The sequence below is a fragment of the Streptomyces chlorus genome, assembly GCF_042655885.1.
GTDB lineage: Bacteria > Actinomycetota > Actinomycetes > Streptomycetales > Streptomycetaceae > Streptomyces > Streptomyces chlorus.
The window spans coordinates 82,763-103,083 of record NZ_JBHSOA010000014.1; the positions used below are offsets into that span (position 1 = coordinate 82,763).

The window sequence follows — 20,321 nt, forward strand, 5'->3', positions numbered from 1 at the left end:
CTCCCCGCGTGGATGAATGACAGGGTGACCCCTCTCACATTGGTCTGTCGAGAGCACGTGACTGCTTTGTTAGGGAACCGATAGGTATGTCGTTCTCGTCTACCACCTGGGGGAAGTCCACACACAGGACACTGGTAGAGGGTTCGGGCAGCGCCGTGAAGCGCTGTCGTGGGTGGCGGAACGGTTTCACGGTTCGGTTGGCGTACGCGCGACGCGCGGCGCAAGGAGGAGGCATCGGTGGCGGGCGAGTCCCCCGACAGGTCGAAGCAGCGCGAGTCGTCGGCAGAACCGACGCCGGGGAGCGCGGGTCCGGTTCCCGAAGCCAGGAGCGAGGGAGGCGCCGCCGGGAAGCGGGACCCCCGGTTGGCGGTGACCCGTGACACTTCGTCACCGTCGCCGACATCAACAGCTTCGGCTTCGACTTCGTCCACGTCGCCGAAGGCCGCGAGCGAGCGCGGGGGCGTGGACACGGCCACCCGGGTGCTGTCGGTGCGTGACGCGCAGACCGACGGCGAGGAGGCCGAGGACTCCGTCGAGGCCGCGGACTCCGAATCCGCGGACGGGACACCTGACGGGCGTGACGATTCCGCTACGGATGGTGACGATCAGCTGCATGACGTTGTCGCGGCGTGGGTACGGTCCGCCGAGGACGTGGATCAGAGCGAGGGCAGCGAGGGCGCCAAGGGCTCCCAGGAGGCCGAGGACGCCGCCGACGGCGGCACGGGCGCCCAGAGCGACCCGGAGGACGGCAAGGACGGCGGCGCAAGCCGGGACGAGGGCTCCAGCGGGGCTTCCGGGGGCGGGCCGGCCGACGATGCCGGTGCGACCGAGGAGTCCGAGAGGTCCGAGGAGTCCGAGGAGTCCGACGGGGCCGACGGGGCCGAGGCAGGGGACGAGCCCGAGAGCGCGCACGACACCGACTCGGACGCCAAGGCCGGGGCCGAGCCGGAGGCTGACGCCGACACAGCCCCCGAGGGCGCAGCCGCCCCCACGGCCGAGGACGACGGCGACAGCAACTCCGACAGCGACAGCGACGACACGGACGCGAGCCCCGAGCCGCAGCCCGGGACCGACGCCGGGCCCGAGCCCGAGGACCCGAAGGCCACCCCCGAGCCGAGCGCGGACAAGGCCGACGACACCGGCGAGACCGACGACGGCAAGGGCACTGGCGACGCCGAGCCCCCCACCGATCAGCCCACCGCCGTCTTCAAGGCCCCGCGCCCTTCCGCGCCCGCCGTCGACCAGCCCACCACCATGCTCAAGCTGGGCGACGCGGCCAAGGACGCCAAGGCCGCCGACAGGACCGCCCCCGGGGACGACAGCAAGGCCAAGGACGAGGCCGCCCCCGGAGCCACACCCGACTCGGACCCCGAGTCCGTCCCCGAGCGCGCCGGCACGTTCGTGCCGCTCAAGGACCCGGACGCCCCCGAGACCCGTAAGCCCCCGAAGCGTGTGGACTCCGCCACCACCTCGCTGCGGCTGCCGCCTTCGGCTCAGGCACGGCCCGCCGTGCCCCCGGCCGAGGGCACCCGTGCCGTCCCGCAGGTCGGTCCGGAGCTGACGCGGCAGCAGCCGATGCCGCCCAAGCCGCCGCTGGATCTGCTGGCCGAACTGACCAACACCCCGCCGCCGCCGGAGACCTCACTGCGGACGACCCTGCGGCGGGTCAAGATCTGGACGCCGCTGGTCGCGCTTCTGGTGGTCGTCTTCGCGGTCGTGCAGAACATGCGTACGCTCCCCACACCCACGCTCGAACTGACCGCCGAGGACACGTTCACCTTCGACGGCGGCAAGGTCGACATCCCGTGGCCGGCCACCGGGCAGGCCGCGCTGGACGTACAGGGCATCGGCACCTTCGGCTCCTCCGGTGAGCAGAAGCCCCTGCCGATCGCCAGTGTCGCCAAGGTCATGACCACGTATCTGATCCTGCGCGACCACCCGCTCAAGAGCGGCGCCGAGGGTCCGATGATCAAGATCGACGATGCCGCGGAGAAGCAGTCCGACGCCGAGGACGAGTCGACCGTCCACGTGACCTCCGGTGACGAGATCTCGCAGCGGGAGGCCCTGGAGGCCGTCCTGATCGCGTCCGCTAACAACGTGGCACGGCTGGTCGCCCGTTGGGACGCGGGGTCCGAGGAGACGTTCGTCGAGAAGATGAACAAGGCTGCGAAGGACCTCGGCATGACGAACACGACGTACACGGATCCCTCGGGTCTGAACAACACCACGGTGAGTACGGCCGTGGACCAGGTGAAGCTGGGCAGGGCCGCGATGAAGCAGCCCGCCTTCCGCGAGATCGCCGCGATGATGTCGTACGACGACTACAAGGGCGAAAACCACTCCAACTGGAACCAGTTGGTGGGAAGCAACGGCGTCGTCGGCATCAAGACCGGCACCACCACCTCGGCGCTGGGCAACCTCACCTTCGCCGCGAAGAAGGACGTCGACGGCGAGACCCGGACCATCGTCGGTGCCGTGGTGCGCCAGCCCGCGGGCGGTGCCGACAACTCAATCCTGGCCGGGGCGCTCTCCGCGGGCGACCGGCTGATCCGGGCGGCGCAGGACGCGCTGGAATCGACGACGGTGCTGAAGAAGGGCAGCGTCGTCGGATACGTGGACGACGGGCTGGGCGGCCGTACGCCCGTCGCCCTCACCGAGGACGTCAAGGCCGTCGGCTGGCCGGGGCTGAAGGTGAAGCTGACGTTCACCGGTGGGGAGCTGCCGCACCGGGCGAAGGCCGGTACGGAGGTGGGCTCGCTCACCGTGGGCGACGGCACGGACAGCGGCGCCGTCAAGGTCCCGGTCGCCCTCCAGGAGGACCTCGTGGAGCCGGGCTTCCCTGCCAAGCTGACGCGTCTGACCTGACCGTCGGAGCACGGCGGGCATCGCACCCCGCCGACCGGTGCCCGCCGCGGGCGCCGGTCGGCGGGGTGCGTGCTAGCGTCACGAAACAGGCAGGTCGCCGGTGACCACGCCGTTACCGTGAGCAGAAGACGCGCTACGACGACGCGCACACGAAGACGCGATACGAAGACGCCATACGGGGAGTGCCTTCAGGTGGCCACAGCGGAGCCGAAACGCGCCGACGACGCCGATCCGGGCCCGGAGTCCGGCCCGCGAATACCCCTGCCGGAAGCGGACGGCCGGCCACCGGGCGCGGGCACGCCGGAAACACCGTCCCCCGCCCCCACCACCGCCTCCTCCGCGACCCCCGACACCTCGGTCCGCGTCTCCCGTCCCAAGGCCGTCGTTCTCGCGGTGCGTACCCGGATGCTGCGGCATCCGGTGCTGTCCGTCACCGCGCTCGCCGGTGTACTGCACATCGTCTGGTTCTTCACGTTCGCGAACAGTGGCGGTGACCTGGCGGCGCAGGACGCGTGGGCCGAGTTCGTCGGCCGGCACCCCGACTCCGCGTACAACATGGCCTGGTACGGCGGTATGCACGCGGTGTCGTACAGCGTGGTGTCGCCGTACCTGATGGCGGTGCTCGGTGTACGGACGACGATGATGCTCGCGGGGACGGTGTCGGCCGCGCTGCTGACGATGCTGCTCATCCGCAGCCGGGCTGTGCGCAATCCGCTGTGGGCCGCGCTCGCGGGGGTGTTCGGGCTGCTGGGCAACGCGGTTTCGGGGCGGGTGACGTTCGGGCTGGGCGTGATGTTCGGGCTGGCCGCGGTCGCCGTCGTGTTCTGCTGGCCGTACCGCTGGCGCTACAAGCGTTGGGCGAAGGCCCTGTGCGCGGCGCCGCTGGCGGCGCTGGCCACGATGTCCTCGCCGGTCGCGGGCCTGTTCGTGGGGCTGGTGGCGGTGGCGCTGTTCCTGCAGAAGCGTCGGCCGGGGGCGTGGGCGCTGGGGCTGGGTCCGACCGCGGTGGTGGCGGTGTCGGCCTGGCTGTTCCCGTTCTCGGGGACGCAGCCGATGGGGTTCGGTTCGGTGTTCCTGCCGCTGGTGTTCTCGGTCCTGGTGTGCGTCCTGGTGCCCCGGGAGTGGATCACGGTCCGGATCACGGCCGCGGTGTACGGGCTGGGCGTGGTGCTGGTCTGGCTGGTGAGTTCGCAGATCGGTTCCAACATGACGCGGCTGGCGATGCTGTTCGCCGGGGTGGCGCTGGTGGCGGCGCTGCCGTTCGCGGTGCCACGGAGCCGTAAGTGGTACGCGATCGTCGTGGCGTTCGTCGGGTTCGTCGGGTGGATCGGCTTCAAGTCGGCCGACGACGTCGTGCACACGACGCCGGCCGCGTCCTGGGCGCGTGAGCTGGCGCCGCTGGTGAACGAGCTCCAGGAGGTCGGCGCCGACAAGGGGCGGGTGGAGGTCGTCCCGGCGCGTTCGCACCGGGAGGCCTCGGCGCTCGCGCCGTACGTCAATCTGGCGCGGGGCTGGAACCGGCAGGCCGACATGGAGCGCAACCCGCTCTTCTACGACGACACCCTCAACTCGGCGAACTATCACGAGTGGCTGAAGCGCTGGGCCGTGCACTTCGTGGTGCTGCCGAAGGACACGCCGGACGGTGACGGCGGTGAGCGGGAGCGGGAGCTGGTGCAGCGGGGGCTGCCGTATCTCCAGCAGATCTGGGGCGACGCCAACTGGCAGCTGTTCGCGGTGCGCGACCCGTCCTCGCTGGCCGAGCCGAACGCGGTCGTGGAGCGGGCCAGCCAGAGCGAGATGACGATGCGGGTCGAGAAGGCGGGCCGGGTCGTCGTGCGCATCCCGTACTCGCCGTGGCTGAGCATCGTCGACGCGGACGGCAACAAGCTGGAGGGGCCGCAGGAGACGGAGGAGTCCAGGAACCGTTCCGACGGGAACGGGGAGGGCGAGCCGAGGACGTACGACAACCTCAACGGCTGCCTGATGGAGACGGAGGAGGACGGGAACGGCGACAAGTGGACGGTGCTGCTCGCGCCGGAGCCGGGCACGTACCGGCTGGCGGCGCCGTACGGCGTGCCGCGGGGCACGCCGTGCCCGGAGGAGCTGCGCTGACCGTGGCCGCCGGTCCTTGTCGCCGACCGCCGACCGGCGGCGAACGGACCTGAACGGCTGCCCGGCGGTGGCGACGAGTTCCACCCGGCCGCCCGGACCGGCGCGGCCGGACCGACCCGGCCGGCGCGGTGCCGTGACCGTCGCACCCCTCCGCGAAATGTTCAACATCATGAACGTTGGTCATCAACGTGAACATTTTTGCGCGCTCTTGACTCTCCGCTTTCTTGTCGTGCCCACGCCCGCGCGCTCACGATGAGCGGGCGCTTCGCACCCTGCCGCAGACGCACCCCGGACCCACCGCACTCCTACCCCGCTCGGGCGAAGTGCCAACCAGCCGAGCGGAGTTCACAAGGCGGACCCCGGAAGGGGGGACATGAACAGTCTCGACTGGTCGGTGCTCATCGGCTACTTCGCGGTGATGGTCGCCATCGGTGTCTGGTCGCACAAGCGGGTGGACAACGTCAGCGACTTCTTCACGGCCGGCGGCAAGATGCCCTGGTGGCTCTCCGGCATCTCCCACCACATGTCGGGTTACAGCGCGGTGATGTTCACCGGCTACGCCGGCATCGCGTACACGTACGGTGTGACGTCCTTCGTCACCTGGTCCTTCCCCATCGCCCTCGGTATCGCCATCGGGTCGAAACTGTTCGCCCCGCGGATCAACCGGCTGCGCTCCCGGCTCCATGTGGCGTCCCCGCTGGAGTACCTCAAGAACCGCTACGACCTGAAGACCCAACAGGCGCTGGCCTGGTCCGGCATGCTGCTGAAGATCGTGGACGTGGCCGCGAAGTGGGCGGCGATCGCCACCCTGCTCGCGGTGTTCACCGGCGTCTCGCTCAACCAGGGCATCCTCATCACCGGCGTGGTCACGGCGATCTACTGCACCATCGGCGGCCTGTGGGCGGACGCGCTGACGGAGTTGGGCCAGTTCGTCATCCAACTGCTCGCCGGTATCACCATGTTCGTCGCGGTGGTGGCCGAACTCGGCGACCACGGCGGCTTCTTCGGCGTGTGGGACGAGCCCGAACTCCAAGGGCACACGGAGCCGCTGGTCGGGCCGTACGGCACGGTCTTCCTGCTGGCGTTCCTCTTCATCAAGCTGTTCGAGTACAACGGCGGCATGCTCAACCAGGCCCAGCGGTACATGGCCACGGCCACGCCCCGCGAGGCGGAGCGCTCGGCGCGGCTCTCGGCGGTGCTGTGGCTGGTCTGGCCGCTGGTGCTGTTCTTCCCGATGTGGATGTCGCCGCTGCTCGTGGAGTCCCAGAAGCCGGACGGTTCCGACTCGTACGCCCTGATGACCGAACAGCTGCTGCCGCACGGCCTGTTGGGCCTGGTCATCGTGGGCTTCTTCTCCCACACGATGGCGATGTGCTCCTCGGACGCCAACGCCATCGCGGCCGTGTTCACCCGGGACGTCGCCCCGGTGCTGTCCGCGAAGGCGCGGCGGTGGAACGACCGGTCGGGGCTGGTCGCGGCCCGGGTGACGACCGTGGTCTTCCTCGGCCTGTCCATGGCGGTGGCGACCCAGGTCAACTCGCCGACGTTCAAGGACATCATCACCGTGGTCATCAAGTGGGTGGCCGGTCTGATGGGACCGATCGCCATCCCGATGATGCTCGGGCTGCTGCGCCCGTTCCGCCGCTCGGGCCCGACCGCGGCGCTCACCAGCTGGTCCATGGGCCTGCTGGCCTTCTGGCTGGTGAACTACCCGATCAACTGGGCCGTCGAGGGGGGCGTGCCCCTGGAGTACCAGGTCTCGATCCCGCTCGCCGTCTCACTGATCCTGTACGTCCTGATCGGCTACGCGAAACCCGAGGACACCCCGGAGCGGATGGCGGTCATCGAGCGCATCAACACCGACGGCGACGACGGCTCCGCCGCGGCGGCGGTACCGGCCCCGGCAGACGCCCCGGACGTGGCATCCGCCCGGAGGCCGGACAGTCCCTAGGGTTTTCGTCCGGGCCGGGCCGGGCCGGATCGGATCGGGCCGGATCGGGGAGCGGGCGCCGGGGGCACCGCCCACGCCCTTCAGGCAGTGGGGGCCTCGCAAGGCGGAGGAGGAAGCCGAGCGGGGTCTCCCCTGCTCATGGGGCCCCCTCTTGAGCGAAGCCGAGAGGGAGGAGGAGCCGAGAGCTTGGGGAAGGAACCCTGGGGACCGACGACAACGCGGCGAGGCGCGGTACCGGACCCCGCGAGCCCGGCCTGACCCGAACGGGAGGCCCCAGCCCCTGGGCCTCCCGTGGGGTCACCCGGTCAGGACGCCTCCCGCGCCCCGCGGGTAGCGCGCCAGCCAGGCCGGGGACGAGCCGGCCGGGCCGTGCAGGGCGGGGCCCTGGGTCATCTCCATGGCGAAGTCGTCGGCGAGTTCCAGGATCGTGGGACGGCCCTCCAGTTCGGCCAGCCAGGCCGGCGGGAGGGCCGTTTCGCCGTGCAGGGCCCCCAGCAGCCCGCCGGTCAGCGCACCGGCCGCCGCGCTGGGCCCGTCCATGTTGACGGCGAGGCACAGCCCGTGGCGTACGTCCTCCCCCACCAGCGCGCAGTACACGGCGACGGCGACGAGCCCCTCGGCCGTTCCCTCCCCGGCGAGCCCCGCGATCCGCTCCGGCGTGGGCATCCCCTGCCGTACGGCCCCCAGCGCCTGTTGCAGGGCGTCCGACACCGGCTGGTGCCCCGGCCGTGCGGCCAGCAGCGCGAGCGCCCGCTGCACCGCCGTGTCGAGGGTCTCGCCCCGGGCCAGACCGTGCACGATCGCCGCGTACCCGCCGGCCGCGAGGTAGGCGGTCGGACGGCCGTGGGTCTGTGCCGCGCACTCCACGGCGAGCTGGGCGACGAGCTGCGGCTCCCAGCCGACGAGCAGCCCGAAGGGCGCCGAGCGGGCCGCCGCCCCGGGGCCCGCCTCACCGGGGTTCTTGGGTGCCTCGGGCGTGCCCATGGTCTCGTCCCCGAGCCCGACCAGCAGCGCGCGGGCCGGGTCGCGGCGGGCGTAGAGCCACTCCTCGCGCGCGAGCCACCCGTCCTCCTTGCGGCGCTCGTCGGGCCCCCAGTCCCGCTGGGTGGTGGCCCAGCGCAGGTACGCGCGGTGCAGATCGGTCGGCGGGTGCCAGGCGCCGGTGTCGCGCCGCACCTGGGCGCGGATGAGGCCGTCCACGGAGAACAGGGTCATCTGGGTGAGATGGGTGACGGCGCCGCGCCGGCCGTGGGCGGGGGCGGGTCCGGTGATCCCGGCGGCGCCGTGCGTCTGCCGGATCGCGTCGATGCCCTGCCCGTCCACGGGCGCGCCCAGCGCGTCCCCGAGGGCCACGCCGAGCAGCGTGCCGCGCACCCGGCTGCGGAAGTCCTGCTGCTCGCGGCGCCCCCACACGGGCCCGCCAGTCGCATCCACCCAGACCTCCCGGACACCGTGCGTACGTGCGACGCCCAGCACTGTATGCGAACAGGGGCGGTCGGTTCAGGGCGCTGAGAGGTATGGGAGCGGTGACCGAAGTGACCGACCTGACCACACCTGGTCTCCTACGCCCGGCCTCGCACGGTGTTCGGGGCTGAGCGCGCCAGGTGGGCGTCGGGCCGTGTTCCGGACCGTGCCCGTACGTGGGACGGTGTGCGGAATCGTGTCGGGTCACGGGCTGCCACACAGGGAAGAAACCCGCCATGTCCACCACCACACGGCGCACTTCCCCCGATCGCCACGCCGCTCACCGTTGCCGTCGCCCTCCACCTGGCTCTCGTCTCCTTCGGCGACAAACACGCAGCCGGGACACTTATGGCATTTGCAATGCCATAATGGGCCCATGGCAGACGACGACACCGATTTTCCTCCCGGCGACGGTCCCAGCAGTGGCGTCTCCGTCACCCTCACCGCCGGTACCCTGCGGGCGATCCGTGAGCGGGTCGGCCAGCGGGGTGTCTCGGCATATCTGGAGAGAGCGGCTCAGCGGCAGATCGAGCGGGATCAGCTGGATGAGCTGATCGCCGCCTTCGAGGAGGTGCACGGGCCTGCGGACCCGGAGGCCGTGGCGGCCAAACGCGCCCGGCTCACCGGGGAGGACTCCGGGTCGGGGGTCGCCGCGTGAGCGGTGCTCTGGTCCTGGACAGCGAAGGGCTGGCAAAGGCCGTGCAGCGGGACCGGGAAGTGCACGAGTGGCTGGCGGCCGCCCGTGACGCCGATCTGCCCGTGATCACCTCCGCCGTGGTGCTGGTCGAGGTAATCCATCCGAAGATCAACGAGGCAGCGCTGCGGTGGACGCTCTCACGTGTGCGCGTGGAACCGGTCGCCCAGGCGCTTGCCCAGTCCGCCGCCGCTCTGTTGCGTGCCGCCGGCCTTCACGGCCACAAGTACGCCATCGACGCCATGCTCTGCGCGACCGCCCTGCAGCACCCCGGTCGGGTGACCATCCTGACCTCCGACGTGGAGGATGTCGGCCTGCTCACTGCCGGGCACCCGCGTGTGGTGGCCGAGAAGGTCTGAGGTCGCGCGGTTATTCGACGACCCGGACCGTCGTGCCCGTGGTGCCGAAGGTCCACAGGGCCTCGCCGTCGGCTTTGGGCACGCGGATGCCGCCGGTCCGGCGGCCTTCGGCGGGTGGGGGTGAGGAGCCGTCGACGGCGTTGGAGAAGGCGATGGAGACGCCGGACTTCGCGGCGAAGTAGACGATGTGCTCGATGTCCACGCCGTCGCTGCCGGTCGTGGCCTCGGCGCGGGTGCCGATCGCGTACGTACCGGGGTCGGGGGCCACCGTGCCCGGCCAGACCTCGAAGGAGCGGCGGGGGGCGTCGCTGGCGTCGACCAGCCACACCTGCTTGTCGTCGAGCGAGTAGACGATACGGCGGCCGGTGCCGGAGTCGGCCGGGACCGCCGACGCATCCGCATCCGCATCCGCCCCCGCCTCCTTCTCCTTCGGTTCGGCGGACGGTTTCGCGTCCGCCGTCGCCGGCGTGCTCGGGCGGCTCGTGGACGCGGTGGGCTTCGTCCCCTGGTCCGCCTGGACACCCAGGACCGCCACTACGGCTATCGCCCCCGTGGTCAGCCCGGTCACCCAGACCCACGAAGGAAGACGGGCAGGCACCGGTACGCATCTCCTCAGCTACGAGTACCCCTCACCTCCGGGGCCCGATCATCGTACTGCCCGGCCTGCCTTGACTCCTCCCTCGACCGCGCCATCCCCCTCGACAGCCCCGTCCCCAGCCCCGTCCCCGCTCGTCCCCGGCCTCAGTCCAGCACCGGCAGCAGTTCCGGCAGGTGGCCGTCCGAGGCGCGGGCCGCCTGCTGCCGCTCCTCGGGGACCTCGCCGTACAGGGTGGTACGGGGCCTGGCCGGGCGGCCTGCCGCCTCCGCCACCGCGATCAGGTCCTTGACGGACTTGTACGAACCGTAGGAGGAGCCCGCCATGCGGGAGATGGTCTCCTCCATGAGGGTGCCGCCGAGGTCGTTGGCGCCGGAGCGGAGCATCTCCGCCGCACCCTCCGCGCCCAGTTTCACCCAGCTGGTCTGAATGTTGGGGATGTGAGGGTGGAGCAGAAGGCGAGCCATCGCCGTGACCGCGCGGTTGTCGCGGGTCGTCGGTCCGGGGCGGGCGATGCCGGCCAGGTAGACGGGGGCGTTGGTGTGGATGAAGGGGAGGGTGACGAACTCCGTGAAGCCGCCGGTGCGCTGCTGGATGCCGGCCAGGGTGCGCAGGTGCCCCAGCCAGTGGCGGGGCTGGTCGACGTGGCCGTACATCATCGTCGAGGAGGAACGGATGCCCAGGTCGTGGGCCGTCTCGACGACCTCGATCCAGGTGGCCGCCGGCAGTTTGCCCTTGGTCAGGATCCAGCGGACCTCGTCGTCGAGGATCTCCGCCGCCGTGCCGGGGATGGTGTCCAGGCCGGCCTCCTTGGCGGCGGTCAGCCATTCGCGGATCGACAGGCCGGTGCGGGTGGCGCCGTTGACCACTTCCATCGGGGAGAAGGCGTGCACATGCATGCCGGGGACGCGTTCCTTCACCGCCTTCGCGATGTCGAAGTACGCCGTGCCGGGCAGGTCGGGGTGGATGCCGCCCTGCATGCAGACCTCCACCGCGCCCACCTCCCACGCCTGTTGGGCACGGTCGGCCACCTGGTCCAGGGAGAGCGTGTAGGCGTCGGCGTCCGTGCGGCGCTGCGCGAAGGCACAGAAACGGCAGCCGGTGTAGCAGACGTTGGTGAAGTTGATGTTGCGGGTGACGATGTAGGTGACGTCGTCGCCGACCGCCGACTTCCGTACGTCGTCCGCGATCCGGCACAGGGCGTCCAGCGCCGGGCCGTCGGCGTGCAGGAGGGCGAGGGCCTCGTCGTCGGTCAGCCGGGTCGGGTCGTCGGCCGCCGTCGCCAGGGCCTGGCGTACGTCGGTGTCGATGCGCTCGGGCCGCATGCCGGGGACGGCGGCCTCGCGCAGGGCGCCCCAGTCGCCGTACACCTCGTCGAAGTCGTCGCGGCGGTCGGTGGTGCGGCCCTCGGTGTCGATGGTGCGGTGCAGGTCGGTACGGCCGGTGGCGGTGAACGCCTCGTCCGGCTCCTGCCACGGGCGGCCCTCGACCACCGCGTCCTCACGCGCCAGACCCGTCTCCGGGTCGGCGAGCGCCGCCACGTGCGGGCGCAGCCGCGGGTCCAGCCAGGGCTCGCCGCGCCGGACGAACTCCGGGTAGACGCAGAGACGTTCCCTCAGCTCGAAGCCGGCCGCGCGGGACCGTTCGACGAGTTCGTCGATCTGCGGCCAGGGGCGTTCGGGGTTCACATGGTCGATGGTGAGCGGGGAGACGCCGCCCCAGTCGTCGATGCCGGCCGCGATCAGCCGCTCGTACGCGGAGTCGACGAGGTTGGGCGGGGCCTGGATGCAGGCGGTGGGGCCGAGGACGTGCCGGGCGACGGCGACCGCGGCGATCAGCGCGTCGAGTTCCGCGTCCGGCATGCCGCGCATCGCGGTGTCCGGCTTGGCGCGGAAGTTCTGGATGATCAGTTCCTGGATGCCGTGATGGGACCGGGAGATCTTCCGCAGCGCGAAGAGGGACTCGGCGCGCTCCTCGTACGTCTCCCCGATGCCGATGAGGACGCCCGAGGTGAAGGGGACCGAGGAGCGGCCGGCGTCCTCCAGGACGCGCAGACGGACAGCGGGTTCCTTGTCCGGCGAGCCGTGGTGCGGGCCGCCGGGCTCGGACCACAGACGGGTCGCGGTGGTCTCCAGCATCATGCCCATGGACGGCGCGACCGGCTTGAGGCGCTGGAAGTCGGTCCAGGTCAGCACGCCCGGGTTCAGGTGGGGCAGCAGGCCCGTCTCCTCCAGGATGCGGATGGAGATGGCACGGACGTACGCGATCGTGTCGTCGTAGCCGTGCGCGTCGAGCCACTCGCGCGCCTCGGGCCAGCGGTCCTCGGGCTTGTCGCCGAGGGTGATGAGGGCTTCCTTGCAGCCGGCGGCGGCGCCCTTGCGGGCGACGTCGAGCACCTCGTCCGGCGACATGAACATCCCGTGCCCGGCGCGGCGCAGCTTGCCGGGCACGGTGACGAACGTGCAGTAGTGGCACTTGTCCCGGCACAGCCGGGTCAGCGGGACGAAGACGCTCTTCGAGTACGTGATCACTCCGGGCCGGCCCGCGGCCAGGAGGCCCGCGTCCCGGACCCGGGCGGCCGAGGCGGACAGGTCCTCCAACTGCTCACCGCGCGCCTGGAGCAGGACGGCCGCCTCGGTGACGTCGAGGGAGACACCGTCCCGTGCCCGCTTGAGGGCGCGCCGCATGGAGCTCTCGGTCGGGCCGGTTCCGGAGGTCGCGGATGCCGATGTCGTCATTCCTCGAGGATACGTTCGGCGTGATCAGGGCAAAGGGGGGCCATGGGGGATGACCGCAAGGTACTCGTCGGACATCGTCATCGGGCGTCGACGAACGGCTGGTACGCGTCCAGCGCCCGCAGCACCCCCGCCTCCCCCTCCGGCGGCAGCTGCACCACGACCTCCTCGATCCCCAGCCCGGCGTAGTGGGCGAGCTTGTCCGGGCTGGGCCGGACCGCGTACGGGACGACCTGGAGGGCGCCGGGGTCGCGGCCGGCGTCGGCCCAGGCGGTGCGCAGCGCGGGCAGCGACTCGGACAGGCCGCGCCCGCCGATCGGCAGCCAGCCGTCGGCGTACGCGCAGATGTGCGTGAACAGTTTCGGCCCGGCCGCCCCGCCGACCAGGGTGCGCGGTCCGACGACCGGACCGCGCGGCTTCTGGACCGGCTTGGGGTGCGCGAAGCTGGCCCGGACGCTGCCGAACTCGCCTTCGTACGCGGTCGGTTCCTCCGACCACAGTGCCCGCATCAGGCCCATCCGGTCCCGGACCAGCTCACGCCGCGTCCGCCATTCCACCCCGTGGTCGGCGGCCTCCTCGACGTTCCAGCCGAAGCCGACCCCGAGGGTGAACCGGCCGCCGGAGAGGTGGTCGAGGGTCGCGATCTGCTTGGCCAGGTCGATCGGGTCGTGCTGCGCGGCGAGCGTGATGCCGGTGCCGACGCCGAGCCGCTCGGTGACGGCCGCGGCCTGCCCGAGCGCGACGAACGGGTCCAGGGTGCGGGTGTACTCCCGGGGCAGCTCGACGCCCGCCGGGTACGGGGTGGTCCGCTCGACGGGGATGTGCGTGTGCTCGGGCAGGTACAGCCCGGCGTACCCGCGCTGCTCCAGCTCACGGGCGAGCCGGGTGGGGGTGATCGTCTCGTCGGTGAGGAAGATCGTGACGGCGATGCGCATGAGCGGCCTTTCGTACGCGGACGACGGAGACATCAATACCCGGGCCCGGCCCGTCTGTCCATACCGACCGGTCGGAACTGATCCCGGCGGCGGGAAGGGCGCCCGGCGGACTCCCCCGCTGAATCTGCCGATTTCCTTCTCTTACACGGGAGTTCACTGCTCAATACCAGAGTTTTACCGCACCGGCCCCGCACCACCCAGGCCCAGTCATCTGCCCTGCCATCACACGACACCTCGGGAGCAGCAGCATGTGCGAGGAGCACCGGAACACCGGGATCGGACGGCGCGCCGTCTTCCTGACGGGGGCCGCCGCCGCCCTTACGTTGGGAAGCGTGACCTTCGCTTCCGCGGCGGACCGCGGCGACCAGGAGACGAAGACGGTACGTGGCACCCTCGAGCCGGGCGCCCCCGACTTCGTGTACGTCCCCGTCGAAGTACCGGACGGCGTACGGGAGATCAAGGTCTCCTACACCTACGACAGACCGTCCGTCCCGGCCGGGACCGCGGGCAACGCCCTCGACATCGGCATCTTCGACGAGCGCGGCACCGGTCTGGGCGGCAAGGGCTTCCGGGGCTGGTCGGGCGGGGCCCGCATGGAGTTCTTCCTCCGCGCGGACGACGCCACCCCCGGCTATCTGCCCGGCCCGGTGCGGGAGGGCACCTGGCACATCGCGCTGGGCCCGTACACGGTGGCCCCACAGGGACTGTCGTACGAGATCACCGTCACGCTCGCCTACGGGGAGCCCGGCGAGACGGTCCGGCCGGTGTATCCGCCCGAACGGGCCAAGGGGCGCGGACGGGCCTGGTACCGGGGCGACTGCCATCTGCACTCCTGGTACTCGGACGGCCGCCGCACCCCGGCCGAGATCGCGGCGCTCGCGCGGGCGGCGGGGCTGGACTTCGTCAACAGCTCCGAGCACAACACGCATGCTGCGCACGCCCATTGGAGTGATGCCGCCGGGGACGACCTGCTGGTGCTGCTGGGCGAGGAGGTCACCACCCGCAACGGGCACGTCGTCGCGCTCGGCACGGACCCGGGCACGTTCGTCGACTGGCGTTACCGGGCCCGCGACAACCGGTTCGGCCGGTTCGCCCGCCGGATCCGCGAGGCCGGGGGCCTGGTCGTACCGGCGCATCCGCACGCCACCTGCATCGGCTGCAACTGGAAGTTCGGCTTCGGCGAGGCGGACGCGGTGGAGGTGTGGAACGGCCCCTGGACGCCCGACGACGAGATGGCCCTGGCCGACTGGGACAACATGCTGGTCGCGTCGGTACGGGAGGAAGGGGCCGGTCGGGGCGGGCGCGGCGGGAAGGACGGGCGCGGCGGGACGTCCTGGATTCCGGCGATGGGCAGCAGTGACGCCCACCGGGACCCGGACGTCGTCGGTCATCCGCAGACCGTCGTCCTCGCCGACGAGCTGTCCCGCCGGGCCGTCCAGGAGGGCATCCGCGCGGGCCGTTCGTACGTCGCCGAGTCCGCGCGCGTCTCCGTCGCGTTCACCGCGTCGGGCGGGCGGGGTGAGCACGCCGGTATCGGGGAGCGGTTGGAGGTGGCCGGGGACACGCCGGTCACCGTCCGTCTGGAGGCCTCGGGCGCCCCGCGCTGCACGGTCCGCCTCGTCACCGACCAGGGTGTGCTGCACACCAGCGCCCCGCTGCCGGTGTCCGGCTCGGGCGTCGTCGAGTGGCGGACCACCCCGTCGTACGCCGCCTACGTCCGCGCCGAGCTGCGGCACGAGGCGGCGGCGGGCCCGCTGCCGGGTGTCCTGGCCGCGTTCACCAACCCGATCTTCCTGGGCCGCCGGTAGGGTCCCAGGACCATGAGCCGTCACGCCGAACGCAAGTACCGGGCGGTCACCGCCGTCCAGCGCAGGATCGGCAACCCCGTCCTGCGCCGACTCCCGTTCCAGACCCTCCTGGAGACCACGGGCCGTGTCTCCGGGCTGCCGCGGCGCACTCCGGTGGGCGGGCGGCGGGTCGGGGACTCCTTCTGGCTGGTGTCGGAGTTCGGCGAGCGGTCCCAGTACGTCCGCAACATCCGCGCGAATCCCCGGGTGCGGGTCCGCGTCCGGGGCCGCTGGTACACCGGCACCGCCCACCCGCTGCCCGACGACGACCCTCTCGCCCGCCTGCGCACGCTGCCCCGCGGGAACAGCCTCGCGGTGCGGGCGATGGGGGCGGAACTGCTGACGGTACGGGTGGACCTGGACGACCGGGACGCTCCCCACCCCGCGTAGCCGGCCGTGCGCGTCGGGCCCGCACCACTCCTCGGCCATCCGGTCGTTGCGGGCACGCACGCGCGGCAGGGCGAGCCGGCGGCCCGCATCCGCTCGCGGGTGATGGTCTCCAGCCCGATCTCGTCCCTGCCGCATCCGACGGCGGTGTCGAAGCGGGTGAGGGGCGGTGCGGGTCCTCGTGGACCCACCGGTCGCCGACGGAGACGATCAGCGGGAATCCGGGTCCGCGGCGCCCGAAGCGTCTCCATGCCTCCATGCCTCCATGCGGGGCACCGTAGCGCCGATCTGACGCCTCATCAGTAATGCGGGAGCGGAAGGGAAACCGAGCCGGGGGCGGGCCCGTGGCGGTGACGCATGCGCGCACGTGTGCGCAGAAGGTGTGGGGGCCTTGTGGACCGTGCGCGCGCCCGTGTGATCGCCGTCTCGCACGGCTGCCGCATCCGTCATGGACAAGGCAGACTGGCGTGGTTGTTCAGGATGTATAGGGGGACTGCATGGACGGTGCACCGCGAGTGCCGGAGCAGCGGCGTCCCGGTTCGCCGGCGACGCCGCCGAAGCCACCGGAGTCGCCCGAGCCGTTGGAGTCACCGGAGCCGTCGGTGCTGCGTTTCAGCGTGCTCGGCCCGGTGCGCGCCCGGCGCGACGGCGAGCCCGTCGGCACCGGTAGTCCGCAGCAACGCGCCCTGCTTGCCGCCCTATTGCTCCGCGGGGGCCGTACGGCGACGGCGGCCGAGCTGATCGACGCCCTGTGGGGCGAGGAGCCCCCCTCCCAGGCCCTGGCGGCGGTCCGTACGTACGCGTCCCGGTTGCGGAAGGCGCTGGGTCCCGGCGTTCTGGTCAGCGAGTCCGGCGGATACGCGGTGCGCGGTACGGGCGAGGGCGCGCTGGACGTCGCGGTGGCGCAGGGGCTGGCCGCCGATGCCGAGCGCGCGAAGCACGGCGGGGACCTGTGCACGTCCCGTACGCTCCTGGACCGCGCCCTCGCGCTGTGGGACGGCGAGACGCTGGCGGGCGTACCGGGCCCGCACGCCCGGGCACAGCGGGTGCGGCTGGAGGAGTGGCGGCTCCAGCTCTCCGAGACGCGGCTGGACATGGACCTGGAGCAGGGCTGCCACGCGGAGGCCGTCTCGGAGCTGACGGCGCTCACCGCGGCGCACCCGCTGCGCGAACGCCTGCGCGAGCTGCTGATGCTGGCGCTGTACCGCAGCGGACGCCAGGCGGAGGCGCTGGCGGTGTACGCGGACACCCGCCGCCTGCTCGCCGACGAGCTGGGCGTGGACCCGCGCCCCGGCCTCCAGGAGCTCCAGCAGCGCATCCTCCGGGCGGACCCCCAGCTGGCGGAGCCCTCCTCCCCCGCGCCGCCCGAACCGGCGGCCACCCCGGTCCGGCCCGCCCAGCTCCCGGCCACCGTGCCCGACTTCACCGGCCGTTCGTCCTTCGTGCGCGAACTCGGCGCGATCCTCGCCTCGGCCGAGGGCCGGGTGATGGCGGTGTCCGCGCTGGCCGGGATAGGCGGCGTCGGCAAGACGACCCTCGCCGTGCACGTGGCCCACCAGGCGCGGACCGTGTTCCCCGACGGTCAGCTGTACGTCGACCTCCAGGGCGCGGGCCTCCGGGCAGCCGAGCCGGAGACGGTCCTCGGCTCCTTCCTGCGTGCCCTCGGCACACCGGACTCCGCCGTGCCGGACTCGCTGGAGGAGCGGGCGGCGCTGTACCGCTCGGTGCTGGACGGCCGCCGGGTGCTGGTGCTGCTGGACAACGCGCGCGACGCGGCCCAGGTACGTCCCCTGCTGCCGGGCGCGGAGGGCTGCGCGGCACTGGTGACGTCCCGGGTGCGGATGGTGGACCTGGCCGGCGCCCATCTGGTCGACCTGGACGTGATGTCCCCGGACGAGGCGCTGACCCTGTTCACGAGGATCGTGGGCGAGGAACGGGTCGCGTCGGAACGCGAGGCCGCGCTGGACGTCGTGGCCGCGTGCGGCTTCCTCCCGCTGGCCATCCGTATCGCGGCCTCCCGCCTCGCGGCCCGCCGCACCTGGACGGTGTCCGTGCTGGCGGCCAAGCTCGCCGACGAGCGCCGCCGCCTGGACGAACTGCAGGCCGGCGACCTCGCGGTGAAGGCCACCTTCGAACTCGGCTACGGCCAGCTGGAGCCCGCCCAGGCCCGCGCCTTCCGCCTGCTCGGCCTGGCCGACGGCCCCGACATCTCCCTGGCGGCGGCCGCGGCCGTCCTGGACCTCCCGGCGGACGACACGGAGGACCTGCTGGAGTCCCTGGTGGACACCTCCCTGCTGGAGTCCGCCGCACCCGGCCGCTACCGCCTGCACGACCTGGTCCGCCTCTACGCCCGTGCCTGTGCCGAACGCGACGAGCAGCCGCCCGGCGAACGCGCCGCCGCCCTCTCCCGCCTGCTGGACTTCTACCTGGCGACGGCGGCGGGCGTGTACGCGATCGAGCGGCCGGGGGACCGGCTGGTCGACCATCTGGCCGCCACCGACCACCCCGGACTGCGCTTTTCCGACCGCAAGGCGGCGCGGGACTGGCTCTACACCGAGGCGAACTGCCTGCTGTCCTTCGCCCGCCAGTGCGCCGACCTGCCGGACACGCTGCGCCGGAGCATCGACCTGCTGTGGGCCGCCGTGGACCTGTCGGAGTCGGGGGCCAACTCCAAGGAGTACGAGGCCACCGCGCGGACCCTCCTCGACGCCGCCCGGAAGGTCGGCGTCGCCCACGTGGAGGCGCGGGCGCTGATGACCCTGGCGCACGCGCACCTCGACGGCGGCCGGTTCGACCTGGCCGACGGGGAGGCCGAGCAGGTCGTCCGTCTCGCGCGGCGGGCCGACGACCTCCTGCCCGTGTGCTGGGCCCACAACGCCCGCGGCGTGATCGCCCTCTACCAGGGCCGCACCGAAGCCGGCGAGGAACATCTGACCCACGCCATCGCACACTTCCGGACGCTGGGCGACCGCCCCGGTGAGGCGAGCGCGCTCTGCAACCTCTCGCGGGTCCGGCTCGCCGCCGGCAGCACCGGCAGCGCCGTGGCGCTCGCCCAGGAGGGCATGGAGATCTACGACGCCATGGGCAACTCCCTGCGCGGCGCGAACGGCCGCTACGCCCTCGGCATGGCGCTCACCCAGAGCCACCGGCTCGTCGAGGCGGCCGACCGGCTCCTGGAGGCCCTGGAGGTCTTCCGCGACAGCAGGCAGCGGCTGTGGGAGGGCATGACCCTGTTCCGCCTGGCGGAGGTCGACATCGCCGGGCGGCGGTACGCCCAGGCCGCGGCGAACGCCGAGCTGGCACTGACGGTGCTGCGCGGCATCGGCGGACAGTGGCGGCGCGGCAACGTCCTGACGGTGCTGGGGCACGCCCTCACCGGCGTCGGCCACCTGGGGCGCGCCCGTGTCTGCTGGGAGGAGGCGGTCCGCATCTACGAGGCGCTTCAGTCGCCGGAGGCGGCGACGGTACGGGCACTGCTGACGCCGGTCGAGACTGCCTGAGCCCGGATCCACCGATGACCATGGAGGGCAGACTGTGTCCTCCCAGGTCAACCAGTCCTTCGGGGGGTAGTCGATCTTCACCTGAGAGGTGAAGGCGCGGAACGGCTCAATCGGGCCGCTGTCCTGGACGAAGGCTGCTCGGGTCCGGTTTTCGTCGGTGGATTCAGGCTGAGTGGCGGCGCGGTGGAGGCCGGCCGGCACCTTCACCGGGGCGCCCCGATGCCCGTCGTCGCGGCGTTCATCGTTCGTTTATCTCCGGGCGCGATGGTGGTGCCAGTCGATCCGTCGCGTCGGGGGGCAGGCGGGTCGTCAGGAGAGGCCGCAACACCGGCCCACCAGGGTCTTTCGTATGGATCAGGCCGGATCCGGGGGAACACGAGCCCGGCATGATCCGAACGGGAGGCACTGGGGTCGAGCGGCCGAAACGGCCCGTCCGGTCATCCTCGGGGGAGTGCCCGGACGGGCCGGACGACAGGAACACCACACAGGGGAGCAGGAAGAATCATGAGCGACGAGCAGATCGTCAAGCCGCAGCGCGACATCCACGCCACGTCCGAGCCGCTCGGCACCCAGGCCGAGGACAGCAGGACCGAGGACGGCGGCGCCACCCAGGGCGACATCCACGCCACGGACGAGCCGTTGGAGACCAAGGACATCCACGCCACGTCGGAGCCCTTCAAGCCGACCCGGTAGGCAGACCGCACCGGCACAAGGAATCGGATGGGCCGCGACGGCGCGGAGGGGGAGCCGTCGTGGCCCATTCGCCTGCCCGGAAAGGGCAGTCGGCCCGGGCAGGCCCTCCCTCTCCCCCTCCTCGGTTCGCTCTTCAGCGCCTTCCCGCTCGCATTGCGGACAGCCCGGACGGGAACTCGACCGT

General features: G+C 72.1%; 13 protein-coding genes and 1 pseudogene. 9 read left to right on the plus strand and 5 right to left on the minus strand.

Annotation, left to right across the window (positions count from 1 at the left end):
• Positions 1 to 237: 237 nt before the first annotated feature.
• The 3 genes from ACFPZI_RS08240 to ACFPZI_RS08250 all read left to right on the plus strand — a co-directional run bounded on the left by ACFPZI_RS08240 (position 238) and on the right by ACFPZI_RS08250 (position 6,928).
• Positions 238 to 2,865 (plus strand): D-alanyl-D-alanine carboxypeptidase, encoded by a 2,628-nt coding sequence (locus ACFPZI_RS08240; protein ID WP_381360226.1) that lies wholly within the window; start codon positions 238 to 240, stop codon positions 2,863 to 2,865.
• A 192-nt stretch (positions 2,866 to 3,057) separates the two neighbouring features.
• Entirely contained in the window at positions 3,058 to 4,977 is a 1,920-nt protein-coding gene (locus ACFPZI_RS08245; protein WP_381360229.1) for an MFS transporter, read from the plus strand.
• Positions 4,978 to 5,350: 373 nt separating this feature from the next.
• Positions 5,351 to 6,928 carry a sodium:solute symporter family protein gene (locus ACFPZI_RS08250; RefSeq protein WP_381360232.1) on the plus strand — a complete coding sequence of 526 codons (1,578 nt, stop codon included), beginning with the start codon at positions 5,351 to 5,353 and terminating at the stop codon, positions 6,926 to 6,928.
• Between the two features lie 297 nt (positions 6,929 to 7,225).
• Here ACFPZI_RS08250 and ACFPZI_RS08255 read toward each other — a convergent pair whose 3' ends face one another.
• Positions 7,226 to 8,362, minus strand: coding sequence for an ADP-ribosylglycohydrolase family protein (locus ACFPZI_RS08255; RefSeq protein ID WP_381360235.1), 1,137 nt, complete (start codon positions 8,360 to 8,362; stop codon positions 7,226 to 7,228).
• Between the two features lie 406 nt (positions 8,363 to 8,768).
• Here ACFPZI_RS08255 and ACFPZI_RS08260 point away from each other — a divergent pair, with 406 nt between their 5' ends.
• Positions 8,769 to 9,050 (plus strand): hypothetical protein, encoded by a 282-nt coding sequence (locus ACFPZI_RS08260; protein WP_381360238.1) that lies wholly within the window; start codon positions 8,769 to 8,771, stop codon positions 9,048 to 9,050.
• Positions 9,047 to 9,445: a PIN domain-containing protein gene (locus ACFPZI_RS08265; protein ID WP_381206912.1), complete on the plus strand. Its 399-nt coding sequence runs from the start codon at positions 9,047 to 9,049 to the stop codon at positions 9,443 to 9,445. The genes ACFPZI_RS08260 and ACFPZI_RS08265 overlap by 4 nt, the downstream gene beginning before the upstream one ends.
• Positions 9,446 to 9,455: 10 nt before the next feature.
• Here ACFPZI_RS08265 and ACFPZI_RS08270 read toward each other — a convergent pair whose 3' ends face one another.
• The 3 genes from ACFPZI_RS08270 to ACFPZI_RS08280 form a co-directional block, all read right to left on the minus strand.
• Positions 9,456 to 10,043, minus strand: coding sequence for a hypothetical protein (locus ACFPZI_RS08270; protein WP_381360241.1), 588 nt, complete (start codon positions 10,041 to 10,043; stop codon positions 9,456 to 9,458).
• A 143-nt stretch (positions 10,044 to 10,186) separates the two neighbouring features.
• Positions 10,187 to 12,778, minus strand: coding sequence for a bifunctional FO biosynthesis protein CofGH (locus ACFPZI_RS08275; protein ID WP_381360244.1), 2,592 nt, complete (start codon positions 12,776 to 12,778; stop codon positions 10,187 to 10,189).
• 77 nt (positions 12,779 to 12,855) lie between these two features.
• Positions 12,856 to 13,710: an LLM class F420-dependent oxidoreductase gene (locus tag ACFPZI_RS08280; protein ID WP_381360246.1), complete on the minus strand. Its 855-nt coding sequence runs from the start codon at positions 13,708 to 13,710 to the stop codon at positions 12,856 to 12,858.
• A 248-nt stretch (positions 13,711 to 13,958) separates the two neighbouring features.
• Here ACFPZI_RS08280 and ACFPZI_RS08285 point away from each other — a divergent pair, with 248 nt between their 5' ends.
• Positions 13,959 to 15,518, plus strand: a complete 1,560-nt coding sequence (locus ACFPZI_RS08285) for a CehA/McbA family metallohydrolase (RefSeq protein ID WP_381360248.1) — start codon at positions 13,959 to 13,961, stop codon at positions 15,516 to 15,518.
• A 12-nt stretch (positions 15,519 to 15,530) separates the two neighbouring features.
• The gene (locus ACFPZI_RS08290) at positions 15,531 to 15,947 is read left to right on the plus strand and encodes a nitroreductase/quinone reductase family protein (protein ID WP_381360251.1); all 417 of its coding nucleotides are present in this window, start codon (positions 15,531 to 15,533) and stop codon (positions 15,945 to 15,947) included.
• On the opposite strand, the pseudogene ACFPZI_RS08295 reads toward ACFPZI_RS08290, so the two are convergent.
• Positions 15,921 to 16,146: pseudogene (locus tag ACFPZI_RS08295) on the minus strand (amidohydrolase family protein); the annotation flags it as partial. The gene ACFPZI_RS08290 and the pseudogene ACFPZI_RS08295 overlap by 27 nt on opposite strands.
• A 295-nt stretch (positions 16,147 to 16,441) precedes the next feature.
• Here ACFPZI_RS08295 and ACFPZI_RS08300 point away from each other — a divergent pair.
• Both ACFPZI_RS08300 and ACFPZI_RS08305 read left to right on the plus strand, forming a co-directional pair.
• Positions 16,442 to 19,444, plus strand: a complete 3,003-nt coding sequence (locus tag ACFPZI_RS08300) for an SARP-family global regulator AfsR (RefSeq protein WP_381360253.1) — start codon at positions 16,442 to 16,444, stop codon at positions 19,442 to 19,444.
• 504 nt (positions 19,445 to 19,948) lie between these two features.
• A complete protein-coding gene (locus ACFPZI_RS08305) occupies positions 19,949 to 20,137 on the plus strand; it encodes a hypothetical protein (protein ID WP_381360256.1) in 189 nt (62 codons plus the stop codon).
• Positions 20,138 to 20,321 lie beyond the last annotated feature (184 nt).